The sequence below is a fragment of the uncultured Marixanthomonas sp. genome, from assembly GCF_963974425.1.
In the GTDB taxonomy this organism is placed as follows: Bacteria; Bacteroidota; Bacteroidia; order Flavobacteriales; family Flavobacteriaceae; genus Marixanthomonas.
Window position 1 is genome coordinate 52,677 of the sequence record NZ_CAXBCK010000012.1, and the last position, 21,564, is coordinate 74,240.

The following is a 21,564-nucleotide window of genomic DNA, read 5'->3' on the forward strand; positions in this document are numbered from 1 at the left end:
GGCTTTTTACTTTTTTACAAATTTTAGTCTGCCACTTCGGTGCGTTCTAATTTCATTTCCTTTCCTTCTTTGGTAATATTTACAGAATAGCCGAAGCCTTCAGTTCGATAGTCATAATTTATTTTTTCTAGACTATTGTCTTTTCTATTCACAGTTAACTGGCTTGTCCAAGTACCACTTTTAGGGTCCTTCTCTTTAATAGTTTCTTCCTTGCTTCCTTTTGGGGTGGGGAATGCAAAACTCTTCGGAATATCGAACAACTCGGCTGCAATGTAGAATGCTTCGTGCCACTTGTCGGTTGGGAGCACTAATGTTTCAGTATTTGTAGGTTTACTAGCCGTTCCGCCGCTGGTTTCTGTAAATGAAACTTCCGGGAACTGTCCTTTTAAATCATCAGCGTATATTTTGGCATTTATGTCTTCTTCAGGAGGAAAAAATCTGGAAAGATACCCGTTAAAAGCATAGCCAGTTTTCTGATTGTATTCTATCTCATGCATCGCACCTCTAATACCACCAATGGTCATCGTTTCTTCATTTTCTGAGGCTATTACCTTAATCTTAGTTCCGTACGGCATTACGCCTAATTTATCACTGTTTAAATTGTCATGTTTTCGTAGAGTAAGTCCGCTTGAAGCGGTTACGTAGAGAAAATCTGGTGTAGTTTTGGTTTCTTTTTCAGCTAAAGCTAAATTGTTAGTTTCTTCTGAAATTTCTGAAGATTCATTTGATTTTGTTTCGTTTTTACAAGATAATACCGTGATGGTTGCGGCTAAAACGAATAGAGAATAAGCTACTTTTTTCATAATAGATGGGTTTTTGAAATTATTAATTAGATTCAAGTAGTCTTATTGCATATTTTAAAAATCAAGTTTTAGTTGAACGTCTATACTTTCCTCAGGTTCGGGCTGTTGCTCCTTTTTTTCGTTATTGAGGTTCGATAAAGAAATCCCCAATAATCGCACCGAATTTTTCATTTTCTCTTGAAATAACAAATCTTTAACAGCTTCGAGCATCAGTGACTTGCTCGAAATATAAAACGGTAACGTCTTGCTTCTTGTTTGTAACGTGAAATCGCTGTATTTAATTTTGAGGGTAATGGTTTTTCCGGCCACGTTACTTTTGGTAAGGCGTCTTTCTACTTCCTCGGCAATCGTTTCAAGGCGTTCTAGCATATACACTTCCGAAGAAATATTTTCTGAAAAGGTCCGCTCAGCAGCTAACGATTTTCGGGTTCTAGTAGGTTTTACGGCGCTGTTATGAACTCCCCGAACCACGTGGTAATAATAACCACCACTTTTTCCGAAGTGTTCGGTTAAATATTCAACCGATTTTGATTTTAAATCTTCCCCCGTGTAAATTCCATGACGGTACATCTTTTCCTTGGTCACTTTCCCTACACCGTAAAACTTTTTAATATCCAGTTTTTCTAAAAAGTCGAGTACTTCTTCCGGCGGAACGGTTTTTTGTCCGTTAGGTTTATTGATGTCACTCGCAACTTTGGCAATAAACTTATTTATGGAAATCCCTGCAGAAGCATTCAACCCGGTCTTCTCTTTAATTTTCTGTCTGATTTCCTTAGCAATTAACGTAGCACTAGGATTCCCTTTTTTATTTTCTGAAACATCTAAATAGGCTTCGTCTAACGATAAAGGCTCGACTAGATCTGTATAGTCATGAAAGATTTTCCGGATTTGTTGCGAAACTTCTCGATACCGATCAAAATTACTTTTTACAAAAATTAGATGAGGACAAAGGCGTTTTGCAATTACACTGCTCATAGCCGATCGCACCCCAAATTTTCGGGCTTCATAACTCGCAGCACTTACCACACCGCGCTTACTGCTTCCACCCACAACAATGGCTTTACCCCGTAATTCGGGGTTGTCCAGCTGTTCTACTGAAGCATAAAAAGCATCCATATCTACATGGATTATTTTACGAATGGGCAGCGACTCGTTCATTTTATAAAATTATAATATCTTAGTAGTAAAGTACACAAGAAAATGGCCAAAACAGCAATTATTTTAGGAGCAACTGGTTTAACGGGTAGTATATTGCTTCAGCGGTTACTTAATGACGATTCAATTTCAACCATAAAATTGTTTTCACGAAGTTCAAGTAACGTAAAAAGCCCAAAAGTAGAAGAACATCTAGTCGATATGTTTGAGTTAGAAAGCCAAACAGAACACTTTACAGGCGATGTTGTTTTTTGTTGCATTGGAACGACAAAATCGAAAACACCTGATAAAGAAACGTATAAAAAAATAGATTATGGTATTCCTGTTACAGCGGCGAAATTGGCTAAACAGAATTCAATTTCCAAGTTTATTGTAATTTCAGCCTTAGGCTCAAACCCAGAAAGTAGCGTATTCTACAACAAAGTAAAAGGTGAAATGGAATGCGATGTTTTGCAGCAGAATATTTCAGAAACATATATCTTACAGCCTTCATTAATTGGTGGTGACCGAAGTGAAAACAGAACTGGAGAGTCTATTGCGCAGTTTTTTGCGAAGGTATTTGGGTTTTTAATTCCGAAAAAATATAAAATGATTGAACCGGAAACCATCGCTAAGGCAATGCAAAACTTACTATATAAACCGTATTCTGAAACGAGAATTCCTTCAGATGAAATTAAAAAGATAGCAAAAGCATGATTGAAATAGAACGGAAATTTTTAGTGACTTCTGAAGCATTTAAAGAACTCGCGTTTAAAAAAACTAGAATTGTACAAGGCTTTTTAAATACAGATCCCGAACGAACGGTACGTGTGAGAATAAAAGGCTCCGAAGGATTTATTACGGTAAAGGGCATAGGAAATGAAACGGGAGCTAGCCGATTTGAGTGGGAAAAACAAATAACTGTCGAAGAAGCAGAAGCCTTGTTGAAAATTTGCGAACCTGGGATAATAGATAAAATACGTCACGAAGTGAAAGCTGCTAACCACATTTTTGAAGTGGATGAATTTTTTGATGCTAACGAAGGATTGATTATTGCTGAAGTTGAACTTTCAGAAGAAAAAGAAACAGTCACCATACCCAATTGGATAGGAAAGGAAGTTACCGGAGAAACAAAGTATTATAATTCACAATTAAGCAAAAACCCTTTTAAAAATTGGAATGATGAAAACTAAAATTACGCTAGTAGCTATATTAATAGTCTTTTGCAGCTGTAACAATGTAAAAGAAAAAGAAGAAGAAAACACCTTTGTAGAGCAAGAAGCGCAAGTTTTGGAAGCTAAAAAAGAATCAGTAGCGCAACTTAAAGAGAATCTAACAAACGATGGTTACCAGATATTTGATTATGTAGATGAAAAAACCGGTGACACCGTTTTGATGCAACAATATTTCATAGCCTTTTTAAAACGAGGTGCTAATAGATCGCAAAATAAAAAGGAAGCCGATAGTCTTCAAAAACTACATTTAGCGCACTTAGGGAGTATGTACGAAAAAGGTTTTGCAGATATTTCGGGACCTTTTGGTGATGATGGCGATATTCGCGGTATTACTATTTATAATGTGCCAACTCAAAAAATGGCAGATAGTTTGGCCAATATGGATCCTATGGTGAAAGCAGGTCGTTTAGCCATTGAAATACATCCGTGGTGGGCAGCAAAAGGGTTTTCATTACGGTAAGTAAGAGAATAATACAGGATCGACGACAATTCCTCTTAAATTATAAATGACCAAATGGTTCAGCATTTGCTGAGTTGAATATTGAGTGTTGAAGTCTGGATCGGCTAAAATTTCATCAATTTTATAGAGATGAATTTCACAAAAAAGATTCAGGTTTACATCTTGCCTGATTTCGTTCAGCTCTTGTGCTTCTTTTAATAAGCCTAAAATTGTTTTAAAAATAATATCATTTTTATGGCCTTCATAGTGTTTATGAGCCGAAATATGATACTTTTTTAATTCGAAGTAAAAAGCAGGATCATACGAGATCATTTGATTGATTCCGTAGCGATAAATAAGGATAATTTTTTGAAGAGGCGATAGATCTTTTTCGAGTATACGATCTATTTTTTTGAAATGTTCCGTAAAAATATAAAAGATAGTCTTTTCAATAAGCAGGTCTTTGCTGTCAAAATGTGTGTACAGCGTTTTCTTAGATACGGCTAATGCTGAAGCAATATCATCCATAGACACACTTTTAACACCAAACTTTTTAAAAAGATCTAGTGTTTTAACTATTATTTTTTCATCGTCATTTTGCATACTTTCTTATAAAAAAAATTCCCGCCCTGCATTGCTACAGAGCAGGAATCAACAATCAACCAATCATGAAAACTATGATCTATTGCCAGCCGCCACCTAAGGCTTCATACAAGTTAACAATGGCTTGTAACTGGCTATTTTTTGCATTTACTAAATCTAAACTTGAGTTTAACGCATTTTCACGGGCAGTTAAAACTTCTAAGTAGTTTGCCAACCCATTATCCAGCAATTCTTGGGAATAATCTGTTGCTAAAGAGTAGGCTTCATTTTCTTTTTCTTTTACCTCAATTTTATCGGTAGCTGCTTCATACGAATACATCGCATCTGAAACTTCTTTGCCAGCATTTAAAATTGCGAACTTAAAGTTCAAACGAGCCTGTTCTTGTTGCGCTTGCGATACTTCGTATTGAGTTCGTATTTTTCGGCCGTTAATAATAGGCTGCATTAACCCTCCTGTAATTGTTGCAAATAAAGAACTAGCACTGAATAAATCGTCTACATCCAAGCTTTGCAATCCTCCTGTTGCTGTTAAGGTAAGCGAAGGATAAAAACTGCTTCTTGCTACATTGGTTAGCTCAAAAGCATTCACAAGATTATATTCTGCGGCAATTACATCGGGACGATTGCTTAGCAATTGAGCAGGAACGCCTGTTTTTAGTTCGGTATTTATTTGTTGCTTATCCAATTCACCCCGAGTGATTTCTTTCACTGGGCTTCCCAATAAAATAGACATGGTGTTTTCTAATAATCTCGCTTCATTTTTTAAGTCGATTAGTATGGCTTGAGCAGTGTATAATTGTGCTTCGGTTTGTTTAACACCTACTTCGGTTACATTACCGGCTTCTTTTAAAGCTTCGGTTGTTTCCAAACTATTGGATCGGGTTTTAATGGTTTCTTCAGTAATTTGAATTTGTTCGTCCAAAGCCAACAATTGATAATACGTAGATGCAATATTTGCCACCAATCTACTTTTCACAGCTTTATGTGCTGCAACTGTTTGTAAATAGGAAGCCTGAAAAGCACGTTTGTTACTGCGTATTTTCCCCCAGATATCGGCTTCCCAAGAAAGGCCACCGCTTACTTGATATTGATTTAAGGAAGAAAACTGCCCTCCAAATTGACTGTTTTCTGAAAGTTCTTGTCGGGTATACGTCGCATTTCCATTCAACGTTGGGAAATAACCTGCTTTTCCTTGTTTAAGGTAAGCTTCGGCAGCTGAAATCTGTTGTATGGCAATACGGATGTCGATATTGTTCTGCAACCCTTCTTCAATATAATTTTGAAGTTGGGCATCGGTAAACAATTCTTTCCAAGAAACTGAAGCCAAAGATAAACTATCTTGAGGCAGTTTGTCTGTTCGGTAATATTCAGTTTCTACAACAGTTTCCGGCCTACTGTATTCTTTGGCCACAAAGCAAGATTGCAGTATTAAGAAAACCAAGGCAATTGCTGAAATTTTTATTATTTTAACTTGTTTCATTTTTTCAGTTTTCAAAAATTAGTTTGCTTCTACAGCTTCTTTTTTGGTGGTTCCGTTTATTTTATCTTGAAGCCATTGGAAAAAGATATAGAGAATAGGAATAATAAATACTCCAAGCACGGTCCCTATAAATAATCCTCCAACAGCTCCTGTACCGATGGCATTATTTCCACGAGCTCCAATCCCTGATGAAAACACTAATGGTAATAGCCCAACAATGAAAGCGAAAGAGGTCATTAAGATAGGGCGTAACCGTACTTTTGCACCTTCAAAAGCCGCTTCCATGCGGCTAAGACCCGACCTTCGCCTTTGTATGGCAAATTCTACAATAAGAATTGCATTTTTAGCGAGCAATCCTATTAACATGATTAACGAAATTTGGAAATAGACATTATTCTCTAATCCTGCAAATTTCGTTGTTAAATAAGCCCCCATTACACCAACAGGTAAAGAAAGCAAGACCGCAAAAGGAATTAAGTAACTTTCATATTGAGCAGATAGAATAAAATAAACAAATACAATACATAACAAGAATATAAATGTGGTTTGATTGCCTGCATTAATTTCTTCTCTTGTCAATCCTGAAAACCCAACAGAATAATTTTGAGGCAAAGCAGTTTCGCTTACTTCCTGAACTGCTGCAATTGCGTCACCCGAAGAATATCCCGGTGCTGCAGCTCCATTTACACTTGCAGAATTAAAGAGATTGAAACGTGTAACCGATTGTGGGCCATATACCCGTTTTAAGTTTATAAACTCTGTAATGGGTGCCATAGTACCGGAATCATTTCTAACATACATACTGTTTAAACTTTCGGTGGTAGCTCGATCTTCTGGCAATGCTTGTACATATACTCGATATTGTTTTCCAAAACGTGAAAAATTAGCGGCATAAATACTACCTATGTAACCCTGTAAAGTAGAAAGAATAGAACTTACCGACACACCAGCTTCTTTGGCTTTTGAAATATTTACATCAATTTCATATTGCGGGTAGTTTACATTAAAAGAGCTTTGAGCATATTGAATTTCCGGACGTTGTGAAAGTGTTTGTAAATATTCTTGGGTTACTTGGCTCAGTTCAGAAAAACTTCCTCCAGACTGATCCAAAACTTGCAATTCAAAACCCGAAGATGCTCCAAAACCAGGCACCGAAGGAGGTGCAAAGAATAAAATATTGGCATCGGGGATGGTAGCGGCAATTCCAAATAGTTGGCCAGTAATGGCTTCTACTGATTTTGAATCCTCTTCCCGTTCGCTCCAATTATCCAGTTTAATGAAACCTATCCCATAATTGCTGCCGGCACCACTAATAATACTAAAACCACTTACTAATGAGATATCGCTAACTCCAGGAATGCTTTTGGCCTTTGCTTCCAGCTCTTTTTGTACACCAACTGTACGGTCTAATGTTGCACCTGCGGGAAGCTCAATATTGGCAAAAATCAATCCACGGTCTTCATCAGGTACAAAACCGGTTGGGGTAGTCTTGGCTGCCCATAAAATTGCACCGGTAGCTGCGATAAGTATGACTGCTGTTATCCATTTGTGCTTATATAAAAACCCTAGTGATTTAACATATTTATTGGTTGTTGCTTTAAAACCAGCGTTAAACCCAGTAAAAAACCGTTGTAATAAATTTTTCTTTTTACCTTTTTCAGTATGAGGTTTTAAGAAAAGTGCGCTTAAGGCAGGACTTAATGTTAATGCGTTCACTGCCGAAATACCTATGGCAACCATTAAAGTAACGCCAAATTGTTCGTAAAACACACCTGTAGGGCCTGTAATAAAAGTTACAGGAATAAATACCGCAGCCATTACCAACGTAATGGAAACAATTGCTCCGGTAATTTCATCCATCGCCGAACGGGTTGCCTTTAACGCATTTTCTGATCCTTCCTCAAGTTTGGCATGCACAGCTTCCACCACCACAATGGCATCATCTACCACAATACCAATAGCCAATACCAACGCAAAAAGCGTTAAAAGGTTAATTGTATAACCAAATAAATTAAGAAAAAAGAAAGTCCCGATAATGGAAACAGGTACAGCAATAGCAGGTATCAATGTAGAACGAAAATCTTGAAGAAACAAAAACACAACAATGAAAACTAATATAAATGCCTCAAAAAGAGTGGTTAGTACTTTGTCTATCGAGGCTGTTAAAAATTCATTGGTATCAAAATTCACTACATATTTCATCCCTTTTGGAAAATCTGCAGAAAGATCTCCCATTTTTTCATGGATAATTTCAATAATTTCCTGGGCATTTGATCCTGCCGTTTGGTAAACCGCCATACTTACACCTGGATTACCATTGGTGAATGAAATGGCATTATATCCTTCAGCATCCAATTCAATTTCAGCAACATCCTTTAAGGTCAAAAACTTCCCATTATCCAATGCTTTGATTACAATATCTTCATATTGAGATTCTTCTTTATAACGACCGGAATAGGTTAAGACATATTCAAATGATTCAGCATTATTCTGTCCTAAAGCCCCTGCAGCGGCTTCACGGCTCTGTTCGTCAATAGCGGTCGTTATATCTGTTGGAACCAAGTTATAGGCGGCAAGTTTTTCAGGTTGCAGCCAGATACGCATGGCGTAATTTTTACTTCCGAATACACTAACGTCACCCACGCCATTAATACGTTTTAATTCTGGAAGCACATTTATATTCAAATAGTTTTGAATATAAGTTGCATCGTATTCTTCATTTTCAGAATACGTGGTGAGAAACATTAAAGCACTTGTCTGCTGTTTTTGTGTAATTATCCCAGACTGTGTTACTTCAACAGGAAGCAAAGAATTAGCACGCGCCACCCTGTTTTGTACGTTTACTGCTGCAATATCGGGATCGGTACCTTGATCAAAAAACACTTGTATACTTGCACGACCACTATTACTGGCTGTAGAAGTAATATATGTCATTCCTTCCACCCCGTTTATTTGTTCTTCAATAGGAATGATCACACTCTCCAGAACTGTTTGTGCATTGGCACCGGGATAGTTTGCTGTTACTTGAACTGTGGGAGGTGCAATTTCAGGGTACTGCGTGGTAGGGAGTGTTGTAATTCCTAAAACCCCCAAAATCACCAATATAATGGAAACTACGGTTGATAATACCGGTCTTTCAATAAATATCTTTAACATACTTTCTTATTTAAATGCTTGTTCTAACCCTTTAGCGATACTGTCAAAAGAAACAGGTTGAGGAGTAATAGGTGCGTTATTTCGTAATTTACCAACTCCTTTGGCAACAATTTTATCACCTTCTTTAATACCTGATTGTACTATAATCAAATTATTTACCCGATCGGTAATTTCAATAGGGGTAGAAACCGCAATACTATCTCCTTGAACTTTGTAGGTGTATAATTTCCCTTGTCTCTCATAAGTTGAAAACTCTGGGATTACAATGGCATTTTCAAACGTTTGCGGAATTTGTATTTTCCCACTATATCCATTGGAAAGCAACCGTTTAGGATTTGAAAAAATTGCCCTAAATGAAACGGTTCCTGTATTTACGTTTACTTGAGAGTTAATTGTTTCAATTTTCCCTTCGTGTTCGTAAAGATTACCATTTGCCAATACCAACCTAACGTTTGGAAGGTTATTTATTTTTTCTTCTAAACCCTCGCCTTCTGTATTTTGTATAAAGTCTAAGTATTCTTTTTCATTCAACGAGAAATAAGCATATACTTTGCTCACATCTGCTACTGTAGTTAAAGGTGTTTGCGAGCTAGGGCTTACCAAAGCACCTTCCCGAAGCGGAATAGAACCCACATACCCATCGACCGGGCTTTTAATATTTGCATAACCAATATTGGCAGCAATACTATTATAGCCGCTTTTTGCCTGCTCTAATTTTGCTTTAGCGGTTTCCAACTGTACATTGCTAATAATATTCTTTTCAACCAAAGGCTTTAGTTTATCAACTTCCACTTGTGCTGCGTTTACATTTGCCTTAGCGGCGGCTGCGTCTTGACTTAAAGATTGTGTTTCAAGCTTAAAAAGCAACTGGCCTTTACGTACTTTTTGACCTTCGTCGACCATGACATTAGATATATAACCCGAAACCTTTGCTCGAATTTCACTGTTCACGATCCCTTCAATACTTGCAGGGTAATTTGTGTATGCAGTTACCGTTTTTGTAGGTATGGTTACAACAGGGAAACCTAATTTTTGTTGTCCTTGTGCAGCCTGAGCTTGTTGTTTTTCATCATTTCCACAGGAAGTCAATGCCAGGGATGATATAAAGAGCAAGATTAATATTTGCGTTTTTTTCATAGCTAGTTAAATTTACAGTTGATCAAATTCGTTATTAAACGCGATCATTTTTTTAATGGTGGTTTCTAAATTTTCTTTTTGTGTGGTTAAATATTCTTGAAATATGAGTCCAAGATTTTTATTTTTTTTGAACTTTTCTGGATTGTGCTCTTTGTTGAAAGAATTCACTTTTTTGACCAAATTCAATTCTTTTTCAATAGACTCGAGATATTCTTCCAAGGTAATCCGCAGATAATTTTTAGTCGTTCTGAAATACCGTTTGCGATCTCCAGTTTTTGTGAAATATTCAATAAACTTTAATTGTACCAATAAATTAAGGTTGGTTGAAACAGAGCTTTTACTTGCACATGTTATTTCTATAATGTCTTCAAAACTGTGACCTTCAACATTAGAAAGTATCATAAACGCATAAATTCTACCAGCAAGAGGGGGTAGGTTGTGCTTTTCTTCAAAGTTTAAACCTAGTTCTTCAACGAGTTTGCATTTTTCTTCTGAAATATTCTGCATTAAAATAAATTTTAAGCAAAGATAGTATTGGTTCGGAAATCACCGAACCAATTACATGCTAAACTTTTGTTAAATGAAATTCAAAAGAAATACATACATTTTTTAGTTAGTTGCTAAGGCAATTTTTATGTGTTGCTTCACTTCATTTCCTTGGGCATCGGTGGCAGTCAATAGATAAGCTCCCGGTTTTATTAAAACGGAAATCTCGTGAAAAGTTTCGGTTGACCCTATATACTCTGAATCCAAATACCAATACACGGTTCGTTCTGGGTCGCGGTGTGCGAGTTTGAAGATTAATTCTTGTGTGGTTTCGTTAAAATCTTTTGCCAATAAAATGGTTTCGTTTTTCTTCGGAACTATAAACTCCATCAAATTTTCTCCTTCTTGCAAACAATCATTTTTAAAAGTAGGTAAGGGCTTATATTCGGGATGTAATGGTGCATAGTAATATTCCATGACAGGCGGAAGGGCAAACCAGCTTTTTTGTTTCATTTCAGAAAGCTCATAACAAGATGAGTTTACGCGCGCAGTTTCCGAAGCAGTTAAAAACACTTTTTGATGATATGGACAAGGTTCTGTTTTCAACCCGTTCTTCGGAATAAATTCTGAAACCGTTTCCGTACAAAAAACATTGGCCAAATGGCCACTTTTTTGGCATATTTCAGCTTCAGTCAGTTCGTCGTATGGTGTCGCAAACCATTTTGAAGTAGATGGCAAAACCTCTAAGACATCAAACAAGACAGGTGCCGCGGCTTCAATTCCAGTTAAACCTGGACGGCCTTCTCCATCGGCATTACCTACCCAAACTCCAATAGCATATTTTGGGGTAACGCCCACAGCCCACGCATCTTTAAAACCGAAACTCGTTCCCGTTTTCCATGCAATAGGATGTGAATTACTGAAAAAACTCCAATTCTCTTCCCCTTGCGGACGATTCACTTCTTTCATAGTGGTAAAAGCTTCGTAAATAGCGCCTGCATTAAAAACAGAAGGATTTGGCTGTTTTTTTCCGAAGTTAGCTTTTTTGTTTTTTACATAAATGGGTTCAGTAAATTCGTGCGGACGGTATTCACTAGAAGACGAATTGAAATAATTTAAAGTCGAAGCCAGTCCCGCATAGGCATTGGTAACTTGCCATAATGAACTTTCCGCTCCGCCAAGAATCAAGGATAAGCCGTAATAATCGGCAGGATGACCGATGCTGCTTAATTTAACGTCGTGCAGCCGATTGTAAAACCGTTGCAGCCCATATTCCCGAAGCATTCTAACGGCGGGCACATTCAAGGAACGGGATAAAGCCACACTCGCCGGAACAGCTCCGTTAAAGGTGTTGTCAAAATTTTCAGGGCTGTAGCCATTTACAGTTGTTGGAATATCGGCAACCAACATATTGGGCAATAATTCGCCGGCATCCAACAAAGCAGAATACAGAAAGGGTTTCAATACGCTTCCGGTACTTCGGTTTTTATCGATTATGTCAACATAATTACTGTGCTCTTTTGTAGTAGGTGCGTTGCCTACATAGGCTATAACTTCTTTGGTGTTAACGTCTAAAACTAAAACCGAAAGGTTATGAATCTGATTTTGTTTTAGTTGAAAATGATGCTCTTTTACAATGCGATTGGTTTTTTGTTGCAAGGAAAGGTCTATTGTGGTTTGTATGCGTTTACCAGGATGCTCAATCCGGGATTTTTCGGTTAAATGAGGGGCTATTTCAGGAAGCGGCATCGGTTTGCCAGGTAATCGTTCGGCAATTGCCAATTCATATGTTGTTTTATCGATTACATTTTTCTGAAATAACTTTAATAATAACCTATCTCGTTTTTGTTTTAAAATAGTTTCATTTTTACCCGGAAAGATTAAAGCCGGTGCATTAGGTAGAACTGCTAAAGCAGCCGATTGTCCCCAACTCAATTCACTGGCCGGAATACCAAAATAACGCCACGCGGCAGTTTCCAATCCTACTACATTTCCGCCAAAAGGCGCATGCGAAGCATATAAATTTAAAATTTCATCTTTTGAATTTCCCGCTTCTAATCTGGTAGCTTGGAATATTTCAATCAATTTTTCAAAATACGTTCGTTTTTGGTTTTTACGGGAAAGCCTGATTACTTGTTGGGTGAGTGTACTTCCACCTCTGCAAAAATCGGTAGTGATGTTTTGCCAAAGAGCTTTTGCAATGGAAACCGGATTAAAACCTGGATGACTGTAAAAATACTCGTCTTCAAAATATAAAATAGATTGCTCAAATCTATGAGGCACCGAATCGATCTTTGGAAATCGCCATTGCCCATCATCGGCGATACGAGCGCCCATCATAATTCCTTCCCGACTTTCAACCACGGTTGAGGTAGGTGTTTTAAACAATTGGGAAGGAAGACAAAGCAACCAAACAAGGAAAACCACGAACACGACACTAAGTTTGAACTTGTGTTTTTTAATGAAGGCTTTTACGTTCGTTTCCCTTTTCAAAATTTAATTTCAACATTTTATATAAGTGATATTTTACTTTTCCACCTCAACCCACATCCCCTTATTACGCGCATAATAATTACGGTCATACATTGCTTCTACTTGTGTTCCGGGTAAATAATAGGTTCCTAAATAGGAAGCATTCAACTTTACCGTAAACGTTTTCGACTTCTTCGCTCGTAAATCGAAGTAAAAATTGACTCGGTCATCACGAATATCGGTATAACGTGCCTCGCCATTCGCGCCGCCACCAAGCTCAGTAAAACTAGTGTTGACAATTTCCCACCCACTTGGAAAAATTTTAGTGAGCGCCACGTTGTTGATATGGTCGTTTGAAGTGTTGGTAATTGTAACGGTTGCAGAAATTTCTGTTCCTTGACGTAATTTAGAAACGTCAATTTTTTCCCCAGTACCATCTAAATATTGCGCTTGAATGGTAAGGTTTTTTCGCTCTGCTAACTCTTTTCCTAACGGAAGTTTTCCTTGCTGAATTAAAGTAACATAGACTACATTTCCTTTTTTATTGGAAACGGAAACTGAGTTACCACCCATAGAAAACCCAAGTTCTCGTTGCGCTACGGCACGTTCGGTTTTGATCGTTTTGGTTTTTCCATTATCCGTGTAAGTGAGTTCCATCGCTTTCCCACCATTTTTATTGATCATTTTTGCCATAGCTAACAAAGCATAGGAAGTTTCTTGTGTACTGTACCAACGTTGTGATGATAATTCTTTCGCTACGGAAATTGCCATGTCCCGTTGTCTTGAATCTCCCAAAGCTACCATCGTTTCTAAAGCCATTGCTTTGTTTCTGAAAGGTGATCCATAGGTGTAATAATCATATCGTTTAGGTTCAAAACTGATGTTTGCCGTTTGCGAAATTTGTTCAGCTACGTTCTTTTTCCCAGCTAAAGCATAAGCCGCTGCCAATCTCCATTTGGCATTATTACTCAGGTTTTTAGACTCTCTAAGTCGATTCATTGCTGCTAATTCGGGTTGACTAGCCAGTGCCAAGGTGTACAACCGATACGCTTGCGTGAAACTGGAATTGTAACTCGTACTGCTATTGCGCCATTGCCGTGCTGTATTTTTCTGAAACTGCAACCAACTACTTAAAAACGAAATGGGCAAGGCATATCCTTTTTGCTTCGCCTCTAGCATAAAGTGGCCAACGTAATTGGTACTCCACTCATCTGCCTCCCGTTCGCCAGGCCAATAACTGAGACCGCCAGAGGTATTTTGATACGTCCCCAACTTTCTGATGGCGGATTCTACATTTTTCTGAATGTCTTGTTTCTTATCGTACGTAATATCAAACACGTCGGCTAAAAATAATTGTGGAAAGGCTGCTGAGGTAGTTTGCTCTACACAACCGTGTGGATATCGAATTAAATATTCCATCCGTTTGCCAAAATTCATTGGTGGGACGGTAGAAAATTCGAGCATGGCTCCGTTACTTCCCGACACGCCGAAGGTTTCAAAATTGATGGTTTCATTTCCGTTTTCCGTTAACGTGTATTGAGTAGTTTTTTGTGATATAGGATTCGGGTTTTCTACATCAATCTCTACTTTATAACTCGCTTTTTCTCCATTTCCAGAAGCCAGCACTTCAATGTTTTGTATTTCGGAAGTTGGTAATACTTCAAATTCAAAATTCACTATTTTTTCACCTACCGATGGAAATGATATGTTTTTTGAAGTACCATTAATTGGTTTTAACCCATCACCAGTTTTTACAGTAATGATAGCATTTTTCACTTTTTCTTCCATCGCAAAAACGGTTACTGGAAGCGTTACTTTTTCACCTGGGGACAATTTCCGAGGAAGTGAGGCTAGCACCATTAATGGCTTTCGTACCGGTGTTGTTTCGTCAGTTTTCCCATAGGCACTTTTTGAGTTGTCACCAGCAATAACCATGGTACGAACTGAACCGACATAATTAGGCATAGTGAGCGTATGCGATGCTTTTTCACCGGCTTTCAAACTAAACGGACCTATATATTTTACCACGGGTTTAAATCGGTCAGCTTTTCTATTTTTGGCACCGGCAGCCACATCGCCACCACCAATAGCATAGATATTATCCACACTTCCAGAATACGCACCAATTACATCATCGTACATATCAAATGTTTTAACGCCCAAGGCTTCACGAGTGTAAAAAGCTTTGTGAATTTCGGGGGTGTTAAAGCGAGTAAGATCCAATAGACCTTCATCGACCATGGCTAATGTATAGGTCATCGGTTTGTTATTTGCTTCGGAAACATTCACAGTGAAATGTTCTTCTGGCTTCAATACACTTGGCAAATTGATTTCAGGTTTTAAGATGGTTGAAGCATCTTCCACCAACAACGGAATCACGCCATATAAACGAATGGGCAAATCGTTTTTGGTCTGTGCATGCGGTTGCAACAAGGAAATATTCACATATATATTAGGTGTCATTTCTTTGGTAAGCTTGATTGCAGCTTTGGTTTCCCCTTTTTTGGTTTCAATCCAATGCGTTGCTAAAACCTCAGTGCCGTTTTCCACACTAATTAACGCTCGACCTTCACTCCCCGAAGGAAAGGTTATAAAGGCTTCTTCGCCAACATTGTACTTTTCTTTATCTGCGGAAAAAACCAACATCTTAGCACTTTCGGCATCGCCCTCAACTGGGGCCTTCCACCAATTGCGGTAAAAATAGGCAACGCGACCTGTGGCGTGACCCGATTCTTTATCAATTACGCGAATTAAATACCGACCGCCTTCATCTTCAGGAATGTTAACAGTAAAATTAGCTTTTCCTTTGCTGTTGGTCGTGACCTTAAAATTCTTAACGGGTTTGTGAACGGTTGCATTTTCATAGCGGGATAAATTATCATTACCACGGTTCCACCACCAGCGCCATTCAATTCTAAATACTTTTACTTCTACTTCGCGGTTTGCACTTGCATTTCCTTGGGCATCGACAGTTGCTACATCAAAAACTGTGTTTTCATCTGTAAAATACGAACCGTATTTATGGGCTTCAGGCGAGCGCAACCCTACAAAATGTGAATAGGGCGCTAAGTTTTTAGAAAACACATCAATTGAAAAATCGCCACCGCCTTCAAAAACCTTGGTTAAAAAAGTGGCTTGGAGCATACCGGGAGCTTTCCCACTAATCTCAAAATCTTTTGAAAACGCCGTGCTTCCTTCCGAAGACAGTTTGGTATCCAACACTGGGATCTCTACTTTATTAAAAGTACGCACGGGATCGTTAAACTGATAATTAGGATATTCTTTAAAAGCTGTAGCAGTTGTTCTAAGTGTGGCGTCCATTTCTACTTTCAAGTTCCGGGCGGGAGCACCGTGTAACCAAGCGGCTGTAGCGGTTCCTTTTACCGGTTTGCTGGCATCGAGGATTTCATCGTCAAAATCTAACTTTATTTTTAAGCGGTTGGGTTTTACCGTGGCAACCTTTAGTGTTTTATTGAATTTTACCCCACCAACAGTTACGGTAGCATTCCAATTGCCTGTTGGGGAACTAGATTGAGTAGTAATAGGAAAGTAGTAGAAACCTTCTTTGCTTTTAGCTATTTCATTAAAAGAACTTGTGTTCCTTAAGACAGAACGTTGTACAAGTTTTCCTCGGGCGTCGGTTACTTCTAGTTTTACGGGATGGTTTTTGGGTAATGGATTAGTGATATCGTTTAGCACAAAAGTCAAGTGAATGCTATCACCAGGGCGATGTACGCCTCTTTCCGTATATAAAAAGCCTTTAATGCCTTTTTGTAATTGTTTTCCTGAAACATCAAATTTACTTAATGATAAAGCCTTTCCGTCTTCCAGTTTGGCATAGGCATAGTTGTTTCCTTTTTGAGCAACGGCAAAAGCGATGTTTTTCTCACTATCGTAGAGGGTCATCCCTTCAGAATCTGTCATAACAGTTTCTACCAATTGCTGTTGATAATTATAGAGCTTGATTTTTACTCCGCTTTCAGGATTTGTGGTAAGTAGATTGTTGGTGATAAAATGATAGGAACGGTTGCTGCTTTCCTTAACAATTAAACCGAGGTCGCTTCCCAATACATTGCTGCTAATTATGCGATCTTGATTATAATAAGCGGGATGGCAAGGGTTATCGTTTTCCTGCCAATTATAGGTATAATCGCGCCATCGGTAAATTTCGTTATCCCAATATTGCTCTTCCAGTTCATCTTCATAGGTTTCGTCTGTGCTGACATAATAATTTTCGTTTTCTGTTTCTTCGGAAGTAATTTCCGCACAATCATACGTAGTATATTCTTTTTTAAAACTAAGCTCTACACGATAGATAGCACCTGGGTCTGTCTTAAAAAATTCAGAAAGATTTAAAGCATGGGCTTTCCAAGTACCCTTGCTGCCAATCGAATTTTCAGTGAGATTAATAGTCTTTTTTGCGATGCGCCTTCCTACGCGTTTTATATCGTACACATTGTTGCTGTTCAGGTTTGCCGTTTGTAAATATTGAAGGATGTTATCCTGATAAATCTTTATAATGCGTACATCAACTGCTGAAAGGTTAACCGTTTCAAAGTAATATGGAGTTGAGTTGGCATTAGGCAAAATTGTCCCTTTTGAAATAAGCCGGATAGCAGGCTTTAGTTCTTCAAAAGAAACCAGTTCGGAAAATTCTTTTTTTAAGCCGAAGTTTTCGGTGTTTTTAATTCCGTTGAAAATAGTTACTCTGGCATCGCCAGTAATTCGTGTATCTGGGTAAATATTTAAAACGTTACCGTTTACTTCAAAACGAAGGTTTTTGATGCTATCAATTGTAACCAGCCCAGCAAAATCCTGATTTTCTTTCAACGGATCAGAAAAATTAATAGAAAGCGAGGTTTGTGGTGAAAGGGTGCTTTCTACATCAACGACTGTAAAATTGTTCTGACCAGGAATCGCAAACATATTTTCCCCTTTTATCTCAGAATCTATCGCATCGCCGTTCCAGCGTATTTCAATTTCAGAATCGTCTATCTTTCGTTGAATACTATCAATAGTAAAGCTAAAATATTTGGCATATTCCCCTTCCGAAGGCCATTGAAGTTTCAACTTTTTATTGCCCTGTTGTACCGAAACTAGCTTTTTGGCTTTTTTCAACGTAATAACATCTGATGTTTCTATGCTTCCATTTACATACTGCCATTTTTTGCTGTACGATTGAAGGTTACCTAAATCGACTTTAAAGTTGGGTTTGATGGTTTTAAAGCTAAAAGTGTATTCTTTAAAATCTTTTCCTACTTCATCATAAAGTTTGTTCAGTTTTAAGGTGACTGTATATTCGGTATCTGGTTTTAGGTATTCGGTAGGCGTAAATACCAACGTTCTTCCGTTTTCAACAATGAGTTTTCCTTTGGTTGAAGGTGAGATTTCCACATAATCTGTATCAATTTCTTGGGTAAGTTCAAACTGTTCTAAAGGTTGCTGTAACTCAATATGAATGGGCTCTGCAATGCTTTTATTTCCGTAGGTATTGTATGAAATATAATCTTTAAACTTAAAAAGATTATCGGTTTCTGAACTTTCATCTTTATCACTACAAGCGGAAAGGGAAAGTAGGAAAATCACGGTTAATGCATAATACAGATTTTTCATAATTGATGGTTTTAGCGGTTTTAAAAGTATAAAGAATGTGACCTAACAACAAACAAATGCTGCTATTTTAAAGGCATAAAAACCCTTGTTTTCAGGGGGATTTCATTTTTTGATAAAATGTTGGAAGGGAGCTTTTAATGAAACGGAAAAACAATTTAGCTTCGTATTTGAAATTTTAACATTTAGGAAGAGTTTAACAATGCTTTGCTTAGAACACAAGATAAGGGGAAAGCAGGTTGTAATTTTATTTTAAGGCTACATATTAAATTCATATTCCCGCTCTACTTTACAAATTCGTACTTTGTACCAAGTATACCACTCTTTTCTGCCTAACTTTTGAGCCATTTGATGGTCTAGATTAGCTTTCCAATTTTTAATGGCTTCAAGATTTTTCCAATAGCTTACGGTTATTCCTATTTGTGATTTTGCACTTTCAATGCCTATATATCCTGGCTGCTGTTTTGCAAGCTTTTCCATGGTTTGAGCCATCTCATCATAGCCTTCTATGTTTTCTGTTTGCTGACTTGTAAATATCACTGCGTAGTACGATGATTCCATGTTACTCATTATATATACCTATTTTTAAATCTCCATCGGCATTCATATGAGCACGGTACATTCCGGCGGTATTGAATTCCATAGACACATTTCCATCCTTATCAATAGCAATAATACCGCCATTACCACCTAAGTCTGGCAGTTTTTTCTGAATAACTTCTGCAGCAGCTTCTTGAAGGGTTGAACCCTTATATTCCATCATCGCTGAAATATCATGAGCAACCATCCCACGGATAAAAAATTCACCCCAACCGGTAGAGGAAACCGCGCACGTAGCATTGTTGGCATAGGTTCCGGCACCAATGATTGGAGCATCACCAATACGGTTCCAGCGTTTGTTGGTCATGCCTCCTGTTGAGGTTCCAGCAGCTAAGTTTCCGTTTTTATCAAGAGCTGCACATCCAACGGTTCCAAATTTTGAGTCTTTAATAAAAGGGTCTTCAGCAAATGTAACTTTAAAGTCGTGATCTAATTCTGCTTTTTCTTTGTCTTTAATTCGTTGTAAGGACTGGAACCTTTTTTCGGTGTAGAAATATGAGGGGTCTACAAGCTCAAACCCTTGTTCTTCAGCAAAGCGTTCGGCTCCTTTTCCGCTAAGCATTACGTGTGGCGAGTCGTTCATTACCGTTAAAGCTAAGTCTATTGGGTTTTTAATCTGCGTAACGCCCGCAACGGCTCCTGCATTTAAGGTAGCGCCATCCATTACCGAAGCATCTAGTTCATTCGTTTCTTCATGAGTAAATACAGCTCCTTTTCCGGCATTAAATAAAGGAGAATTTTCCATAACATTGATGGTTTTAGTAACGGCTTCCATAGCAGAGCCACCATTTTTTAAAACTATATGACCTACTTTAATAGCTTCTTCCAATTTTTCTTTGTAAGCATTTTCTAAAGAATCGCTCATGTTTTTCTTAAGGATGGTTCCAGCTCCTCCATGGATTACAATTCCGAAAGTTGGTGCATCATTTTGCTGTTTTTGAGTTGAATTATCAGAATTTTCTGACACATTTTTTTCATTTTTACAGCTGAAAAGCACAAAAAATACGATTAAAAGTGTTAAAGTTTTTTTCATAAGATAATGAGTTTTAAGACATACGAATATAATGGAAATTCCAATGTTTTCAGAGGTTCAGCGTTCTTTTAATGATGTTTGTAAAAAGTAAAAATAACGTTAATTATCGATTAAGTGCATAATATATTCGATTAAGTGTATTTTTTTGTAAGTTTTTTTCTATATTTGATTCAGCATCATGCCCCAAATTTGATGCCCCCGTACTTATGAATCTACTAAAAACTAGCCTACTGGCCATGGTACTTTTTTGTACTGTGACATCTTGTAGCAAAGACACAGATGTAATCGTTGAAGAAACAACCGAAGATTACACAATCGATTTAAACCTTGCCAATGAAACCGACTGGGAGATGGCAGATGAAATTTTAAGCCTTGTTAACGAGCACAGAACTTCTCAAGGACTAACACCTCTTAAACGCGATCAACAATATGCTTCTGCGTATGCGGTAGATCATACCTTCTATATGATTGACCTTGAGGAAATAAATCACGATCATTTTGATGTTAGAAAAAAAGGATTGAAAGATAGAGGTGCAAAAATTGTTGGCGAGAATGTGGCTTTCGGTTATCCAACTGCTGAGGAAGTGGTAAACGCTTGGATAAATAGTCCAGGTCACCTTGCTAATATTGAAGGTAATTTCACTCATTCCGGCTTTGGAGTTATAGAAGCTCCTGATGGAAGAGTTTATTTTACCCAACTTTTTTATAAAAAATAATTCCCACTTTTTTGTTTATAGCTTTTGCCGTATTTTTATGGAAACATAAAAAATACGGCTATGGCTATTAAAAAACCTTTTAATCTTACTAAATGGATAGAAGAAAACAGGGAGCAACTTAAACCACCTGTTGGAAATAAAAACCTTTACAAAGATGCTGGCGATTATATTGTTATGATCGTAGCTGGTCCAAACGCCCGTAAAGACTATCACTACAACGAAACAGAAGAGCTTTTTTACCAATTGGAAGGTGAAATTGAAGTACACGTTCAAGATGAAGGGGAAAAGAAAACCATGAAACTAGGCCCTGGTGATATGTATTTACACCCGGCAAAAGTGCCGCATTCTCCTGTTCGAAAAGAAAGCTCTATTGGATTGGTTGTGGAACGTAAACGTAAAGATTTAGAAGGAAAAGATGGCCTTCTGTGGTTTTGTGACAACTGCAACAATAAATTATATGAAGTGTATTTTGAATTGGATGATATTGAAAAAGATTTTCTGAAACACTTTAAGCACTTTTACAATTCTAAAGAGCTTCGCACTTGTAACAATTGTGGCACCGTAATGGAAGCCGATGATCGATTTACTGCAGATTAGCATCTCGTTTTAAGATAATACCTTTAATTTCAAATTCTAACTTCGATTACGTACCTTCGCATT

Annotated in this window: 16 protein-coding genes; 5 read left to right on the plus strand and 11 right to left on the minus strand. The window is 37.7% G+C overall.

The genetic code is table 11. The features are described 5' to 3' along the window. Window positions 1-23: 23 nt before the first annotated feature. Window positions 24-803, minus strand: a complete 780-nt coding sequence (locus AACZ92_RS04860) for an SH3 domain-containing protein (protein WP_339697706.1) — start codon at window positions 801-803, stop codon at window positions 24-26. A gap of 54 nt (window positions 804-857) precedes the next feature. Further along, on the minus strand, window positions 858-1,961 hold the full coding sequence (dinB, locus tag AACZ92_RS04865) for a DNA polymerase IV (RefSeq protein WP_339697708.1): 1,104 nt from the start codon (window positions 1,959-1,961) through the stop codon (window positions 858-860). Between the two features lie 42 nt (window positions 1,962-2,003). Here dinB and AACZ92_RS04870 point away from each other — a divergent pair, with 42 nt between their 5' ends. Genes AACZ92_RS04870 through AACZ92_RS04880 form a run of 3 tightly spaced genes read left to right on the plus strand, consistent with a single transcriptional unit; the run spans window position 2,004 to window position 3,632 of the window. Further along, complete coding sequence (locus AACZ92_RS04870) at window positions 2,004-2,654, plus strand: NAD(P)H-binding protein (protein ID WP_339697710.1); 651 nt, start codon at window positions 2,004-2,006, stop codon at window positions 2,652-2,654. Next, complete coding sequence (locus AACZ92_RS04875) at window positions 2,651-3,130, plus strand: CYTH domain-containing protein (protein ID WP_339697713.1); 480 nt, start codon at window positions 2,651-2,653, stop codon at window positions 3,128-3,130. The genes AACZ92_RS04870 and AACZ92_RS04875 overlap by 4 nt, the downstream gene beginning before the upstream one ends. Continuing rightward, window positions 3,120-3,632, plus strand: coding sequence for a hypothetical protein (locus AACZ92_RS04880; protein WP_339697716.1), 513 nt, complete (start codon window positions 3,120-3,122; stop codon window positions 3,630-3,632). The genes AACZ92_RS04875 and AACZ92_RS04880 overlap by 11 nt, the downstream gene beginning before the upstream one ends. Here AACZ92_RS04880 and AACZ92_RS04885 read toward each other — a convergent pair. The 9 genes from AACZ92_RS04885 to AACZ92_RS04925 all read right to left on the minus strand — a co-directional run bounded on the left by AACZ92_RS04885 (window position 3,624) and on the right by AACZ92_RS04925 (window position 20,188). Then, window positions 3,624-4,214, minus strand: a complete 591-nt coding sequence (locus tag AACZ92_RS04885; RefSeq protein WP_339697719.1) for a TetR/AcrR family transcriptional regulator — start codon at window positions 4,212-4,214, stop codon at window positions 3,624-3,626. The genes AACZ92_RS04880 and AACZ92_RS04885 overlap by 9 nt on opposite strands. Window positions 4,215-4,293: 79 nt before the next feature. Beyond that, window positions 4,294-5,694, minus strand: coding sequence for an efflux transporter outer membrane subunit (locus AACZ92_RS04890; RefSeq protein ID WP_339697722.1), 1,401 nt, complete (start codon window positions 5,692-5,694; stop codon window positions 4,294-4,296). A gap of 18 nt (window positions 5,695-5,712) precedes the next feature. Then, window positions 5,713-8,850: an efflux RND transporter permease subunit gene (locus AACZ92_RS04895; protein ID WP_339697725.1), complete on the minus strand. Its 3,138-nt coding sequence runs from the start codon at window positions 8,848-8,850 to the stop codon at window positions 5,713-5,715. Between the two features lie 6 nt (window positions 8,851-8,856). Further along, complete coding sequence (locus AACZ92_RS04900) at window positions 8,857-9,987, minus strand: efflux RND transporter periplasmic adaptor subunit (protein WP_339697728.1); 1,131 nt, start codon at window positions 9,985-9,987, stop codon at window positions 8,857-8,859. A 12-nt stretch (window positions 9,988-9,999) separates the two neighbouring features. Beyond that, window positions 10,000-10,494 carry a transcriptional regulator gene (locus AACZ92_RS04905; protein ID WP_339697731.1) on the minus strand — a complete coding sequence of 165 codons (495 nt, stop codon included), beginning with the start codon at window positions 10,492-10,494 and terminating at the stop codon, window positions 10,000-10,002. Window positions 10,495-10,596: 102 nt separating this feature from the next. Further along, a complete protein-coding gene (gene pbpC, locus AACZ92_RS04910) occupies window positions 10,597-12,906 on the minus strand; it encodes a penicillin-binding protein 1C (protein WP_339697734.1) in 2,310 nt (769 codons plus the stop codon). Window positions 12,907-12,999: 93 nt separating this feature from the next. After that, window positions 13,000-18,558 (minus strand): MG2 domain-containing protein, encoded by a 5,559-nt coding sequence (locus tag AACZ92_RS04915; protein ID WP_339697737.1) that lies wholly within the window; start codon window positions 18,556-18,558, stop codon window positions 13,000-13,002. 255 nt (window positions 18,559-18,813) lie between these two features. After that, a complete protein-coding gene (locus tag AACZ92_RS04920) occupies window positions 18,814-19,116 on the minus strand; it encodes an antibiotic biosynthesis monooxygenase (RefSeq protein ID WP_339697740.1) in 303 nt (100 codons plus the stop codon). Between the two features lies 1 nt (window position 19,117). Next, complete coding sequence (locus AACZ92_RS04925; protein WP_339697743.1) at window positions 19,118-20,188, minus strand: isoaspartyl peptidase/L-asparaginase; 1,071 nt, start codon at window positions 20,186-20,188, stop codon at window positions 19,118-19,120. 206 nt (window positions 20,189-20,394) lie between these two features. On the opposite strand from AACZ92_RS04925, the gene AACZ92_RS04930 reads away from it, so the two are divergent. After that, complete coding sequence (locus AACZ92_RS04930; protein WP_339697746.1) at window positions 20,395-20,904, plus strand: CAP domain-containing protein; 510 nt, start codon at window positions 20,395-20,397, stop codon at window positions 20,902-20,904. A gap of 60 nt (window positions 20,905-20,964) precedes the next feature. Next, window positions 20,965-21,501 (plus strand): 3-hydroxyanthranilate 3,4-dioxygenase, encoded by a 537-nt coding sequence (locus AACZ92_RS04935; RefSeq protein ID WP_339697749.1) that lies wholly within the window; start codon window positions 20,965-20,967, stop codon window positions 21,499-21,501. Window positions 21,502-21,564 lie beyond the last annotated feature (63 nt).